Raw genomic sequence first — 14,767 nt, 5'->3', positions numbered from 1 at the left:
CTTATAATATTAACAAAGGAACATTAATATGGTAAAAAAAATATTGGTTTTTTTATTTGCCTTAATTTTAGCTATTACTATCGGTATTATTTCACTTATTGTTTTTGTAGATCCTAACAACTTTCGTGGATTTATTTCTGATACAGTAAAAGATAAAACCGGTTATGAATTAACTATTGATGGCGATTTGCGTTGGCATATATGGCCACAAGTGAGTATATTAACAGATTCGGTAAAATTATCTGATGTCGATGTAAAAAAACCTATATTAACTGCGGATAATATGCGACTTGATGTTGAACTATTGCCTCTTTTCTCAAAAAAATTATCTATCAAAAATGTATTTATAAAATCAGCAATCATCGACGTCACTGATGAAAGTAAAGGTAATATTGCAAAAAATGGTGCTAAAAAAACACCTATGGATACGACCACTAATGAGTCAACGGATTCTAAAGATAAAAAAAATACATCTAGTTGGCAGTTTAGCTTAAATAAATTTGAAGTTACTGACAGTACAGTGGTATTACAATATAAAGATGATCTTATTAACTTTAGAAATACTAATCTTATTGTAGAACAAGTTAAAGATAAAAATATCGCTATTGATTTAAACGGTAACGTAGATAAAAATCAACAAGATATGTCATACCTAATACATGCTAATGTCGATTTAAATGAATTTCCAAGACAAGCAATCATCGATTTAAATAAGTTAAATTTTACTTATAAAGGCATCGCTAATTCAGCAAAAGAATTAAAAGGAAACATAAGTGGCGTTTTTAATTACCAACATAATCCTCAGATTTTAAAAAGCCAAAATTTATCTTTCTCAGTTAATGGTAATAATTTCATTGGTGTTATCAATGCAGATTTAACAAGTAAACCAGAAATAAATTTGCAGTTAAATTCTGATAAAATTGATCTCTCTTCATTACTGAAAATTGGTGAAAAAACAAACGGAAATGCTAATAGTCAACAAACCCCTCCTGTGGTGTCAAATGTTACAAAGAGCAATAATGAATTAAATTTTTTAAATGCTTTCAATGCTAAGGCTAAGTTAACTATCAAGCAACTTAACGCCAATAAAATGACGTTTAACAATATTAATGTTGATATAACTAATAATGACGGTATTGCTATATTCAGAAATATGAGTTTAGATTTTGCTAAAGGTCATATATTGGCAACAGGTGTTGCAAATGGCAAACAAAAAAACACATTAATAAAACTAAATACCAAAATAACTGATGTTGATTTAAATACATTTTTTAAGCAAATAGATACGGCACATGATCTAGATGGTTTATTTAATGCTAGCGGGGATTTACAAAGTAACACCTTATCAGGTTCTAAATTGTTAGCAAACTTACAAGGCAATGTGGCCATTGTTGTAACAAATGCAAAGCTCAATAATTTAAATATTGAAAGTATTATCCAAAATGCGGTAGCTCGCTATTCAAAAAATGATACAACACCTGAAAATCAGAAAAAATACACCGAATTTCAAACAATTTCAGCTAATGCCTATTTGAAGCAAGGTAACTTGGAGTTTTCAACATTAACAGCGAATTCAGCAACACTTGAGATCATTGAAGGTTCAGGAAGAGTCGGGCTCTTAAACCGTGATTTAGATATTAATTTGAACTTAAAAATGTTAGGTGGCTGGAATACTAAAAATGAGGTAATTGCAAAGCTACAAAAGTTAACAATACCACTACGTATTTATGGTGAATTTGCTAAGCTTCGTTATCAAATTGATATTGCTAAATTAATCAATGATGTATTTAGTGACAAATTACAAGATCGTTTAGAAAAACTTCGAGATAAATTAGAAAATCATCATTCTAAAGATAATTCAAAGTCTAAATCAAAAACTTCTAATATCTTAGGTGGACTACTAAAAAGGAAATAATAGAGAGTGTTCAATATTCTGTGTCATTTCAGTAAACTATGTAGCAAAAAGGAAATGACACCTGTCCCAAGAATTTGATTTTGAAAAAGCATTAATGTTATTACAAAATGACCAACCGTTAACGGGTAAAGAGGGCATTTTAACGCCTTTAATTAAACAGCTCACCGAAGCGGCGTTATCTACTGAGTTAGATTTTCATTTAGCCAATGATATTCCCCCTAATCGACGCAACGGTTAAAGTTCAAATACAATAAAAAAACACATCGGGCAGTTTCGAACTTGATGCACCAAGAGATAGGAATGGTTTATTTGAACCTCAACTTATCAAAAAAAATCAGACAACATTAAGCGATGAAATTGAACAAAAAATTCTGAGTATGTATGCGCTGGGGGTGATTAGCTAGCATATTGAAGAGATTTATGCTTTTCGTGTCTCCCCTGCAACCTTAACCACCATTATAGATAAAATCATTCCCGAATTGCGTTGATGGCAGCAACGGCCACGAGAGTCGATTTATCCGTTTATTTGGATGGATGCAATCCATTATAAAGTAAAAGAAAATGGGGTTTATCATAGCCAGGCTGTTTATACCGTACTCGCCCTTAATTTAGCAGGGAAAAAGGAGGTATTAGGTTTCTATTTATCTGAAAACGAAGTGACGCATTTTGGGTTATCTATTTTGACCGATTTGCAAAACAGAGGGTTAAATGACATCTTAATCGTTTGTGTTGATGGCTGGGTTGGTTTTTCTGAAACAATGAATACCATTTACCCACAAGCAGCGATTCAGCTTTGCATTATTCATCAAATTTGTCATTTAATTAAGTGTATTGCCTTTAAACATCACAAAGCCTTTATGAGTGATTTGAAACCTGTTTTACAAGGTGGTGTCTCGTGATGCGACAATTGATGCCTTAGATGAATTTGAGCAAAAATGGGGCGATAAATATCCAATAATCATCCAGTCGTGGCGTCGTAAATGGAATAATTTATCGACTTATTTCTGCTATCCTGAGCCTATTCGTAAGGTGATTTATACCACGAATGTTATTGAGTTTATTCATCGGCAATTTCGCAAATTATCAAAGACCAAAAACAGTTTTCCAAATGAAAATAGCTTGCTCAAGTTGTTGTATTTGGGGTTGTAAAATGCGGAGAAAAAAGGAACAATTCCAATCCAAAATTGGAATTTAGCATTGTCACCGTTGATAATATTTTTCCTAATCGCCTTGATAAGGTGATCTCTTTGTGCATTAAACTGACACAGAATTATAAACAGTCTCAAAATGAATGGACTGGATGAAATACAGGCTATATTTTCTCGTTCATTCCATTATTTGCCCTTTTGGGCCTCAACTTAGCTTAATTTTGTGCAAGTCAGGGTTAACAAAACATCTTCTTTTTACCTCATTTTTTTCTAGCAAGCAGGTCGCAAAGCATTCAGTTATGTCACAACGCTAGGTGTATTATTAAATGCAACTTTAATACTTTTTGTTCCATTGATTGCGATAAAAATAGGCAGAAAATAAATTACTAGTTTCTAGTAATATTATATCTATTCGTATTACAAACTCGGTATTTGTTAGCATCACTGTTGAAGTCATTATATTAAAAACATTACATATGTTCGGAACCCCCTTTATTACTTATTGGTGCATTTAAATATATTACTAAACACTCCCCTATTCGATTATCAGCAACAGTTTACTTAATTGAAATTTGTTTTGCAAAACAAATATCTATTATGTTTATATAGGTTTTATGTATGTTAAAATAGGATTTGAAGGAGCATACCTAGTTCTTGGTTTGATCGCATTTAGTTTTACGCGAATATCTTCTTTCACACTATCAGATCGTGGTTGATGGGATCTATGGAATCAAAAAAAACAGCGAACAATCTGAACTCAAGCAGATACTTTCTGTAATAATTACATTAGATTAAGGTATATTATGAAAATATTAGTTACTGGCGGATGCGGATATATAGGAAGCCATACGTGTGTCCAACTTATTAAATCTGGTTATACACCAATTATTATTGATAATTTGTTTAACAGTAAAGTATCAGTATTAGATAGAATACAAAAAATTACAGGTCAATCGGTCGATTTTTATCAAGGTGACGTGTGTGATGAAAAATTATTAGCTAAGATCTTTACAGAACATGATATCAAAGCAGTGATTCATTTTGCTGGGCTAAAAGCAGTTGGTGAATCAGTACACAAACCTCTCGAATATTATGAAAATAACGTTTACGGCAGTATCACTCTAATGAAAGCAATGCGAGAGGCAGGTGTTAAGCAGCTAGTGTTTAGCTCGTCGGCCACCGTTTATGGAGAACTAGCCCCTGTACCTTATGTTGAAACCTTGCCACAAGGGCTACCAACCAGCCCATATGGCAAAAGTAAATTAATGGTAGAACAATGTATCATGGATTTAGCTGTTGCCGAATCTGATTGGTCACTGACTATACTACGGTACTTTAATCCTGTTGGAGCCCATTCAAGTGGGTTGATGGGGGAAGATCCTCTTGGCATTCCTAATAATCTTATGCCATATATTACTCAGGTTGCTGTAGGTAAGCGAGAATCATTATCCGTTTTTGGTAATGATTACCCAACAACAGATGGGACTTGTATTCGTGATTTTATACATGTCGTTGATTTAGCTGATGGACATATTGCTGCACTAAAAGCCGATCACAACAAAGCTGGTGTTCATATTTATAATTTGGGTTCTGGTATTGGTTATAGCGTATTACAAGTGATCAAAGCTTTTGAAAAAGTATCAGGAAAAGCGCTTAACTGGCACTTTGCGCCAAGGCGATCTGGCGATTTACCCGCATTTTGGGCTGATGTCAAAAAAGCAGAACATAAATTAGGTTGGAAAACCAAATTAACACTAGATGACATGGTAAAAGATTCGTGGAATTGGCAATCAAATAACCCTCAAGGCTATCCTGATTAAATTGTATGACATCGATAAAATAAACAAAAGTAAAATAGAAGTAAAAATAGCTAATTTTAATCCGATTGATCATCCTCAGTCTCTATAATTTATTAATCAACCAATAGGTGCGCGTTTCACCACATAGAGTGAAACGCCCTTGGTCAATGCAACAAGAAACATTTACTCAAGAACAAAATCCTAGTTATTATTCAACTTGTTTTTTGTACCTTAGATGGCACCAAGTTAGCATTAATTGGTCAAGATGCCGAAAACCAATTGTGGCATAATAATTCAATTAATATCTGCACTTGAACAAAGTCAACATGCATTATGTAAACTATGTGAGGTAGCAGTCAAAGCCCTTAAAGTAAAATAGCTAAGAGATGCTTCATTAACCGAATCACAAAATATTTAAAACTTGCTTGCTCCCATTGTACTCAAATGGTCTCATCATGTAATCACTGAAAACGAACTCATGCTAAAAGTGACGCAAGCTTTAGCTAGCGGTAATTATAAATTATTATCAATACTTATGAGCAATAGCCACAACTTAATGCGTGATGATTATTGAAATAATAGTCCTCGATATTGATTACCTTATTTGAAATAATTGACGGCGTAATCGGTGATAGTGTACGGATGGTTGGTGGTAGCTTTGGCGGATATGCTGTGGTCTTAGTGCTAAAAGATAAAGTCAATGCGGTTAGAGCGGTTGTTAGCGATAATTAAGCTAACAAATTGGTATTAAAGAAGGTTTTTACGACTGTAAATAAAGTGAATGGAGTAGTGCGATATTCTTATAAAACAAATTATTACACTTTTAAATAGGCAAGCAATGCATATCAAATTTCTAAACTAAGGAGGTGATATGGCTCTCTTATATATTACCTGTTAACGGGCAAAATTGCGAAGCCTTACTTGAATACCAATCACTAGAACAATACCAACAATAAGATGCCTATTTAGGTGTTACAATTGATATTAACAATAAACATTATCTACTTAGCACTAATCAATGTGCCAATCTGTTATATGGTGGAAAATTATGTTTTGACAAAAAACTATAGCAAATTTAAGCCCAACTTGAGCAACAGGTGACATTTTGATTAATTTCTCCTGATAAAGAGTAGGGTGGCTGGCTAGCTGAGTGTAAAAGTCACTTATATACTTGCCGATTATAACAAAGTTATTATTGCGTTCCACGCAATCTCAACAAAAACCACATCAGTTAATTTAACTAATTACGCTTATTTTAATCTTGATGGAGAAATAAGTTAGAATATCCTTAATCACAGTTTGTGGTGCTAACTTAATTTACAATAATTATTTGGTGAAAGCCATTAAATACGATATGGATTTGTAACAACCCGAACTTTTATTAGGCAAACTATATGAAAGCCTTGAGCAGTAAATAACTGGTGGTTATGAGCATATTTACTTATTAGATAAAACACAGACTATTGCAACTCAACTTATTTCGCCTGCTCAAAAAGTAATAATGAATGTAATAACAACTCAACCTTCATTACAAATATATACAGGTTGTTTTTTCAGAATAAGCCAAACTGATACAATGGTAAATATGGGAATTTTGCAGGTGTAGCACTAGAAGCACTGTTTTTGCCCGATAGTTCTCGTCATATTGAATGGTCACAACCAAGTAGGCTTTTACAGACTTAACAAATTCATGATCACCTAACGACTTAATTTGTTATAAATTAAATCATTTGACTCATTTACGGACATATATTGATAGAAACTAGCTTTTTTCTGTAAGTATTCCTCGTATATGTAAATTGAATAAAAGAATTTGTACGTTTAAACTAACAATCCTAATCAAAATTGGGTATGATACGGTTATCATACCCAATGGATAAATATAAAATATGACAAGCAAAGCCTTAACAGCTATTTTTCCGGGCACTTTTGACCCTATCACCAATGGTCATATTGACCTTGTGACACGAGCCTCGCTACTATTTCCTCGATTAATCGTTGCTATTGCTGAAAATCCTAATAAACAAACACTGTTTACCCTAGAAGAACGGGTAAATTTAGCATCAACTTCGGTCGAGCACTTGCTTAATGTCGAAGTGATAGGATTTGATAATTTAATGGCAAATTTTGCTCAAACTCATAATGCTACAGTCATTGTTCGTGGAGTCCGAACAACACACGATTTTGAATACGAAAGGCAACTTGCTGAAATGAATCGTGCGTTAAAATCCAATTTAGACACCATTTTTTTAATGCCATCAATTGCGATGGGGTTTATTTCATCAACAATCGTAAAAGATGTCGCCTATCATGGTGGTAATATCACAAATTTAGTGCCAAAGCATGTCAAAACAGAATTACTCAAACGCTTAATATAAATTAAAAAAAAGTCTATGGCTAATTTTTATACCCAGCAGAAAAAAAAACTTATTAAACAAAAATTGACAGTAACAATTGCATCCTTAGATGCTTTTGGGCAAGGGGTTGCTAGTTATAAAGGTAAAACAGTTTTTGTTAAATCAGCTTTGCCTGATGAAACCGTTGATATTGAACTAACTGAAGACAAAAAAAATTATGCTAAAGCCAAAGTCATTAGATATCATAACCAAAGCCAAAATCGCGTTAAACCACAATGTCAATATTATCAGCAATGTGGTGGTTGTGAATTGCAACATATTGCACCTCATTTGCAACAACAAGCAAAATATAGTGCATTAATTAACCTGCTACAAAAAGAAACGGGACAATCTTTAGCAAATATTACTCAAAATTCCCCCATAATTATTGCCGATCAGCCTTACCATTATCGGCGGCGAGCAAGGCTTTCAATTAATATAGTTAAAGGCGAATTAGTTATTGGATTTCGCCAAGCTGAGTCAAACAAAATAATTAATATTAAACGTTGTCCCATATTAGTTAATGAATTAGATACGCTGCTAACACCATTGCAAAGTATATTTAGCAATTTTAAACAGAAAAAAGCACTTGGTCATATTGAATTAATTTCAGTCGACAGTGGTATTATTATTGTTTTAAGGCATACTATGCCTTTACTTGATTATGATGCTAACTTATTGAAAGAGTTCGCAGAAAATCACAACCTTTCACTTTATTTTCATGGTAAAGATTTAGTACATATTACAGGTAATACAGAGCATTTTTATTTAATTAATCATTTAAAATTAACTTTTAGCCCTCTAGATTTTATCCAAGTAAATTGTAAAATAAATCAAAAAATGATCAATCAAGCGCTTGATTGGTTAACATTACAACCAACTGACCAAGTCTTAGATCTCTTTTGTGGTATGGGTAATTTTTCATTACCTATAGCAACATTAAGTAAAACAGTAACAGGGATTGAAGGTATTGATGCACTGGTTGAAAAAGCAAAATTTAACACTATATTAAATAGTAATAAGATTTGTGCTGAAACCAATTTTTTAGCTAGCAATTTAGACGATACTCAACAATTTTCGATATGGAGCCAATCACAATTTAACAAGGTATTATTAGATCCAGCAAGAGCTGGGGCATTAAATGCAGTAATAGAAATTGCAAAATTAGCTCCATCAAAAATTGTTTATATATCATGTAACCCTGCTACTCTAGCTCGCGATAGCAAACAACTTATAGATGCAGGATACAAAATTGCTCAAGTTGCTATTTTAGATATGTTTCCACAAACCAAACATATTGAATCAATGTTGTTGTTAATAAAATCAGGAACATAATTTATGGTAACTATCAGAGGTGCGCACCAACATCGAGAAGAACATTATTCTCTTGCTCAATTTGAAGTTGAGCAATGGGCAAAACAAGAACTATTATTAGCTAACCCAGCATCTTATAAAAAGTTTAGAGAAGTTTGGGATTTTTGTTTTGAAAACAGCGCTGGAGCCTCTGAGCAATTTTTCTGTTTCCAAAATGCTATCGAAATGGTTGAGATCCTATCGACTCTAAATATGGACATCAATAGTTTATGTGCTGCTTTATTGCTTCCTTTTGTTGATGCCAAAATTATTCGCCGTGAGGATATCCCTGAAGATTTTGATCGTGAAATTTCTCACATCATCTCTAACATTGTTAAAATGAAAGAAATTCGTCAATTGCGTGCAATCCGCAACGGTAGTGCCACAACAGAACAAATTGATAGTATTCGTCGCATGTTATTGGCGATGGTCAATGATTTCCGAAGTGTAGTCATCAAATTGGCTGAGCGTATTACCTATTTACGTAATTTAATCAAATCTCCCCAAGAAGAACAAGTTTTGGTAGCTAAAGAGTGTTTTAATATTTATGCACCATTAGCCAATCGCTTAGGAATAGGTCAATTAAAATGGGAGTTAGAAGATTTCTGTTTCCGCTATTTATTCCCAGACGAGTATCGGCTTATTGCTAAAAAATTGCAAGAAAAGCGATTAGATCGTGAATTATATATCCATCAATTTGTTAAACATCTACAAAAATTGATGAACAAAGATCATATTCGCGCAGAGGTTTATGGTCGTCCTAAACATATTTATAGTATATGGCGGAAAATGGAACGTAAACATCTTGAATTCGAAGATCTATATGATATCCGAGCTGTCCGTATTATTTGCGATCGAATTGAAGATTGCTATAACGCCTTAGGCATCGTCCACAGCCATTACAAACATATCGCTAAAGAATTTGATGATTATGTTGCTAATCCCAAACCAAATGGTTATCAATCAATTCATACTGTCGTTTATGGTCCACAAGATAGAGCCATTGAAATTCAAATCCGTACTGAACAAATGCACAACGATGCAGAACTAGGCGTTGCTGCTCATTGGAAGTATAAAGAAGGTAGTACCGACAAAATGACAGCTTATGACCAGCGAATTTCTTGGTTAAGAAAATTATTAACATGGCAACAAGAAATGTCTGAACGTGGTGAAATTCAAGAAGCCGTTCGTAGTCAGATTTTTGATGATCGCGTTTATGTTTTTACACCGAAAGGCGATGTTGTCGACTTGCCAGCACGATCCACACCACTTGATTTTGCTTATCATATACATAGTGATGTTGGTCATCGTTGTATCGGTGCCAAAGTTGGTGGTCGAATTGTGCCTTTTACCTATAATTTAAAAATGGGCGATCAAGTTGAAGTCATCACTCAAAAACAACCTAACCCAAGCCGTGATTGGCTAAATTCTAATACAGGATTTGTTAACAGTAGCCGAGCAAGAGCCAAAATTCAAGCATGGTTTAAAAAACAAGATCGTGATAAAAATATTGTTGCTGGTGAACAAATACTAGCAAATGAACTTGAACCGCTAAATATTAGTTTAAAAAGTGTCGAAAAAATCTTAATCAATAAATATAATGCTCACTCTTTTGAAGAGGTATTAGCAGGTATTGGTAGTGGTGATGTAAAAATAAATCAATTAGTCAATTTCATCAATGCACAATTTAACAAACCAACAGCGAAAGAAGAAGACGAAGCAGCATTAAAACAGATTGCCCAAAAATTTAATGCACAAACAAAAAATACTAATAAAGCTAGTAATAAAAAAGGCAGTGAAATTATTATTGAAGGTGTGGGTAATTTAATGTGCACCATTGCAAATTGTTGTCGCCCAATTCCTGGCGATCCCATTGCGGGATTTGTTACTCAAGGGCGGGGTATCTCGATTCATCGAGCTGATTGTGAACAATTGCAAGAACTAAAAAATCATGCTCCCGAACGTATTACTCATGCTGTTTGGAACAACAATACTTACTCAAGCTATACCATGGTGGTACAAATTGTTGCTAACGATCGCAGTGGTTTATTGCGAGATATTACTACAATTTTGGCCAATGAAAAGGTTAATGTTCTTGGTCTAATTAGTCGCTCGGATATGAAGCAGCAATTAGCGACTATCGATGTTGATATGGAAATTTTTGATCAGGATTCGTTAAATCGAGTACTCAATAAAATAAAACAACTACCTGATGTTATTGAAGCCAAACGTTTTCAAGGTTAATTGACATGTTAAATTGCCACTTTTTATTTAGTGGCAATAGGTTAGGACTTATTATTTTCTTTCTAAAATTTCAAACTGATATGGATAGCTATTTTTATCATCGGCTTGATGTGCTTCTTGATAAATAACTTGCCATTGCTCAGGCGTATAATCAGGAAAATAAGTATCGCCCTGTAGTTTTGCCTTTATATGTGTTAAATAAAGTCGATTTACTAAAGGTAACGTCTGCTTATAAATATTACCACCACCAATAATAAACGCTTCATCAATATGCTGTGTTTGAGCTAACAATATCGCGGCATCAATTGATGGTACCCAACTTACATTTGGAACCATGTTAGATTCTATGGTTGCTTGCCTTGAAATAATAATATTATGACGTCCTGGTAACGGACGACCAATAGACTCAAATGTCTTTCGCCCCATAATAACAGGTTTATTAAGTGTATTTTTTTTAAACCATGCCAAGTCTGCGGGTAAATGCCAAGGCATTTGATTATTTAAGCCAATTACATGATTATCCGCCATGGCTACAATCATACTTAATATCATATTCGCTCCTTTACACATACCCTAAAGATTTTATTCGCTGATTCACATTTTCAGGAAAGATAGTTTGGCTCCAAAGCCGTTCACTTAAAGAAAGTAACGACTCTTTTTGCCCTGAAACAATCCAACTAGCCAGTGCTGTAGCCACATCAGGGTAGATGATTGGTTTTGGCGAAGGTAAATTAAGCCAGTATTTGAGTTTGATACAGCTTAAATTTTCCATAACTGTTGCCATATCAAGAGAACGCAAACATTGAGCATTATAAATTTGTTCAAATTGACCTGATACAGGTTTAGTTAGAATCTTTTTACCAAGCGTCAATGCTTCAGAAATCAATGCAAATCCTGTATTTGAAATAATTCCAGAGCAACGCACTAAAGCTTGTGTAAAATTATCACGCCCAAGCGGTTGAAAATTAATATTACTTTGTTGTGATGTTTGTTTTATATCTGGATGAAAACAGATAAACTGGTGCTCCTTAAACTGTTTTAACAATACCGTAATTTCATCTAATGCTTCAAATGGCAAATAGACGATGATGTTGCCATCCTCGGTTGGCGCAGTTTCAAAAGTGTCAATCATAGGGGGAATTAGCTTATGCCCAAAATGAAACCAATGTAGGCCAATTGGTTTAGTGACGGGAGCGTAATATTTCATAATCACATTTGCGACTAGTCCATATTCTTTTGGTTTAAGATATTGGCAAACTGCTTGATTGCTTATACCTAAACATTCACGATGTTGATGATGTGCAGCCCAAGCACTTACTGGCTCAAAATCGCTAATTATGCAATCATATTTTGATAAATCAAGCTCACGGACATCTTTAATGAGTCTGAAAGCTCGAATCCGTTGCACGGTTTTGCGAAAATTAATTTTACCATTAAGGGTTGCAAACGTGACACCACGATAGGTTTTATAATCACCAAAAGCTTGCATGTCGAAATAGTCTTTAGGATCGCGGCCACTGAAAATATAATCAACATTCGCACCAGCTTTTTTCAGTGCGTTAGCTAATGTTCTACAGCGACTGACATGACCATTTCCTGTTCCTTGAACACCAAAGAGAATTTTCATATCTTTATGATTCGTCAATTTAAGTTATACAAATATAATAGCAGAACAGCTTATTATTATGTAAATTATTTTGTATGATTAAATGCAACATGATATTAATGATTAGTTGTCATAATTCAACATTGGTTAACGTTATTACTCATTAGTCTAAATGAAGCAACAGTGCTTCATTTAGTGACGATAAAATAGTCTCACTTAAAGTGTATAAATTTTGTATAACTTTGCTTCTTTTTTCAGTACAATAGCCTAAGTAATTGTTAGATGAATAGTGAGATTTGCATATGTCATTAAGAATCATCAATAAACAAAATTACCTTATTATTGCATCAGCAATTATTTTCTTTTTATTTGCTGATTCTGCTAGATATTTGATAATCACAATCGGCTTATTAGTTACTGTTAATGATATTTCACACCGCATAATTGCTAAGTTAGGCATGAATGAGCATAATGATTGCCATTCTTTATTACAAAAATCATCTCATGATTCAGCTTGTACCACTTTTAATCTTCAGTTTTTATCACATTGTGAACTATACCTTACATTTAACTTTGCTCAAAAATATAAAAAGTTTATTTCTGAATTAAAACTACTAAGAATTGTTTAATTAATTTGTATTTTCAATAAAAAATTAGTCGACATATCTATCTTTGCAGTAAAAATTTTTTGTTATTCGTTTTTATCGCTAATCACTAAATAGTGATTGTTTATCATAAAAAAATGATTATAGGAATATTATGAAACGTCGAAATTTTTTGTTCAATATTACAGCGGCTTTAAGTGGGGTAGCAGTTACAAAAGCTTTTGCCAAAATGGATAATTCAACTATGTCAGGTATGGCTTGTGAAGCCAACTCTGATCAGTGTAAAACAGGTGAAATGGGAGACATGAATATGAAGATGAATATGGGTAACAAAGTTTCACAAAAATTATTACCGACCTCAGCTTTGCCACAAGGTCTAAATTTACCAGAATTAACTCATTTAGAAAATACCAGTAATAAACAAGGTATTTTTGAAGCAATCTTAGAGGCTAAACCCGTTAAGTTAAAGTTAACACAAGATATTACAACAGAATTTTGGGCATATAATAGTCATATCCCCGGTCCAGTGATTGAAGCTTTTGAGGGGGATAATGTTAAAATTACTGTTAAAAATAACTTACCACAAGCGACAACCGTACATTGGCATGGTTTGCTGATCCCATCTAATCAAGATGGTAATCCACAAGATCAAATTCCTGCTGGAAGTAGCCGAACTTATGAGTTTACTATCCCAGAAGGGAATGCTGGTACCTATTGGTATCATCCACACGGTCATGAAACCGTAGCAGAACAAGTTGCGCGAGGATTAGCTGGCATATTTATTGTACGCAGCAAAAACGATCCGCTTGCATTCTTGCCCGAACAACACTGGTTTTTTTCAGATTTAAAATTAACTGATAAAGGCGAAATTGCTGATAATTCAATGGTTGATTGGATGAATGGTCGAGAAGGACAATTTGTATTAATAAATGGTGCCTATCGTCCCAAAATCACCATAAATACGGCAACAAGGGTACGAGTTTGGAATGCGTGTTCTGGTCGTTATCTTAATTTATCTATTCCTGGCTGTGATGTTTATTTGGTTGGTACCGATGGTGGATTGATGTCAGCTCCTGTTTTACTCAATAAACCGCTGCTATTGTCGCCAGCTGAACGTGCAGAACTTGTTATTTTGCCAAAACAATCTGGTACAGTGTATTTACAATCTATCGGTTACGATCGCGGAAAAATGGGCAATGTATCACCAGAACAAGATATCATACTTGGAGAATTGGTATTGACACAGTCAAAATCAATGACTATCCCGTCAACATTACGAGAATTGCCAAAACTAGGGCACGCCACGACCTATAAATCTATTGAATATACCGAAGTGATGGACATGAAGGAACCGCGTGGTGGCATGCTATTCTTAATTAATGGTAAACGCCATGATATGCAAAGGATCGATTTGAAAAGCAAAATTCATGAGGTTGAAGAGTGGACAATTTTCAATAACTCTCATATGGATCACAATTTTCATATACATGGCGCACAGTTTATCGTTGTTTCACACGAATTGAATGGTGAAAAAAATCCACCTGAATATGTCGCATTAAAAGACACTATTAATTTACGTCCACATGAAAAGCTCACCATAAAAATTCAACAAAATATGTCTGGATTACGTATGTATCATTGCCATATTGTTGAACATGAAACGCTCGGTATGATGGGACAATTAATGGTAGAATAACCTAC

General features: G+C 33.9%; 11 protein-coding genes and 3 pseudogenes. 12 read left to right on the top strand and 2 right to left on the bottom strand.

Annotation, left to right across the window (positions count from 1 at the left end; genetic code table 11):
* Positions 1-28: 28 nt before the first annotated feature.
* The 10 genes and pseudogenes from asmA to relA all read left to right on the top strand — a co-directional run bounded on the left by asmA (position 29) and on the right by relA (position 10,855).
* On the top strand, positions 29-1,915 hold the full coding sequence (gene asmA / locus A9G41_RS06825) for an outer membrane assembly protein AsmA (protein ID WP_075539471.1): 1,887 nt from the start codon (positions 29-31) through the stop codon (positions 1,913-1,915).
* Positions 1,916-1,976: 61 nt separating this feature from the next.
* Positions 1,977-3,219 (top strand): annotated as a pseudogene (locus tag A9G41_RS13515) (IS256 family transposase).
* Between the two features lie 227 nt (positions 3,220-3,446).
* A pseudogene (locus A9G41_RS15045) lies at positions 3,447-3,578 on the top strand (MFS transporter); the annotation flags it as partial.
* Positions 3,538-3,779, top strand: a pseudogene (locus A9G41_RS15040) (MFS transporter). The pseudogenes A9G41_RS15045 and A9G41_RS15040, both read left to right, overlap by 41 nt.
* Positions 3,780-3,866: 87 nt before the next feature.
* Positions 3,867-4,883, top strand: a complete 1,017-nt coding sequence (gene galE / locus A9G41_RS06805; protein WP_065581646.1) for a UDP-glucose 4-epimerase GalE — start codon at positions 3,867-3,869, stop codon at positions 4,881-4,883.
* A 570-nt stretch (positions 4,884-5,453) separates the two neighbouring features.
* Positions 5,454-5,594, top strand: coding sequence for a hypothetical protein (locus A9G41_RS14285; protein ID WP_176700419.1), 141 nt, complete (start codon positions 5,454-5,456; stop codon positions 5,592-5,594).
* Between the two features lie 414 nt (positions 5,595-6,008).
* A complete protein-coding gene (locus A9G41_RS15035) occupies positions 6,009-6,143 on the top strand; it encodes an aldose epimerase family protein (protein ID WP_141675166.1) in 135 nt (44 codons plus the stop codon).
* 608 nt (positions 6,144-6,751) lie between these two features.
* Positions 6,752-7,240, top strand: a complete 489-nt coding sequence (coaD, locus tag A9G41_RS06800; protein ID WP_065581647.1) for a pantetheine-phosphate adenylyltransferase — start codon at positions 6,752-6,754, stop codon at positions 7,238-7,240.
* 15 nt (positions 7,241-7,255) lie between these two features.
* Positions 7,256-8,593, top strand: coding sequence for a 23S rRNA (uracil(1939)-C(5))-methyltransferase RlmD (gene rlmD / locus A9G41_RS06795; RefSeq protein ID WP_065581648.1), 1,338 nt, complete (start codon positions 7,256-7,258; stop codon positions 8,591-8,593).
* Positions 8,594-8,596: 3 nt separating this feature from the next.
* Positions 8,597-10,855 carry a GTP diphosphokinase gene (relA, locus tag A9G41_RS06790; protein WP_065581649.1) on the top strand — a complete coding sequence of 753 codons (2,259 nt, stop codon included), beginning with the start codon at positions 8,597-8,599 and terminating at the stop codon, positions 10,853-10,855.
* A gap of 51 nt (positions 10,856-10,906) precedes the next feature.
* Here relA and folA read toward each other — a convergent pair whose 3' ends face one another.
* Together folA and A9G41_RS06780 are read right to left on the bottom strand one after the other, a co-directional pair.
* Positions 10,907-11,407, bottom strand: a complete 501-nt coding sequence (gene folA / locus A9G41_RS06785) for a type 3 dihydrofolate reductase (protein WP_065581650.1) — start codon at positions 11,405-11,407, stop codon at positions 10,907-10,909.
* Positions 11,408-11,417: 10 nt separating this feature from the next.
* Positions 11,418-12,482, bottom strand: coding sequence for an MJ1255/VC2487 family glycosyltransferase (locus A9G41_RS06780; protein ID WP_065581651.1), 1,065 nt, complete (start codon positions 12,480-12,482; stop codon positions 11,418-11,420).
* Positions 12,483-12,763: 281 nt separating this feature from the next.
* Between A9G41_RS06780 and A9G41_RS06775 the strand changes: the two genes are divergently transcribed.
* Complete coding sequence (locus tag A9G41_RS06775) at positions 12,764-13,090, top strand: hypothetical protein (protein WP_065581652.1); 327 nt, start codon at positions 12,764-12,766, stop codon at positions 13,088-13,090.
* 130 nt (positions 13,091-13,220) lie between these two features.
* Positions 13,221-14,762, top strand: coding sequence for a multicopper oxidase family protein (locus tag A9G41_RS06770; protein ID WP_218057915.1), 1,542 nt, complete (start codon positions 13,221-13,223; stop codon positions 14,760-14,762).
* Positions 14,763-14,767: the final 5 nt, after the last annotated feature.

Origin of the sequence: Gilliamella sp. Nev5-1 (assembly GCF_001690895.1) — a bacterium.
Classification (GTDB): Bacteria; Pseudomonadota; Gammaproteobacteria; order Enterobacterales; family Orbaceae; genus Gilliamella; species Gilliamella apicola_C.
The sequence above is the reverse complement of the archived record's forward strand: the minus strand, read 5'-3'. Positions and strand labels throughout refer to the sequence as shown.

Excerpts from the sequence above, each read along its gene's own strand:
- A9G41_RS06780 (WP_065581651.1), bottom strand. The coding sequence starts at position 12,482 with ATGAAAATTCTCTTTGGTGTTCAAGGAACAGGAAATGGTCATGTCAGT.
- A9G41_RS06770 (WP_218057915.1), top strand. The coding sequence starts at position 13,221 with ATGAAACGTCGAAATTTTTTGTTCAATATTACAGCGGCTTTAAGTGGG.
- A9G41_RS06775 (WP_065581652.1), top strand. The coding sequence starts at position 12,764 with ATGTCATTAAGAATCATCAATAAACAAAATTACCTTATTATTGCATCA.
- asmA (WP_075539471.1), top strand. The coding sequence starts at position 29 with ATGGTAAAAAAAATATTGGTTTTTTTATTTGCCTTAATTTTAGCTATT.
- folA (WP_065581650.1), bottom strand. The coding sequence starts at position 11,407 with ATGATATTAAGTATGATTGTAGCCATGGCGGATAATCATGTAATTGGC.
- rlmD (WP_065581648.1), top strand. The coding sequence starts at position 7,256 with ATGGCTAATTTTTATACCCAGCAGAAAAAAAAACTTATTAAACAAAAA.
- coaD (WP_065581647.1), top strand. The coding sequence starts at position 6,752 with ATGACAAGCAAAGCCTTAACAGCTATTTTTCCGGGCACTTTTGACCCT.
- relA (WP_065581649.1), top strand. The coding sequence starts at position 8,597 with ATGGTAACTATCAGAGGTGCGCACCAACATCGAGAAGAACATTATTCT.
- galE (WP_065581646.1), top strand. The coding sequence starts at position 3,867 with ATGAAAATATTAGTTACTGGCGGATGCGGATATATAGGAAGCCATACG.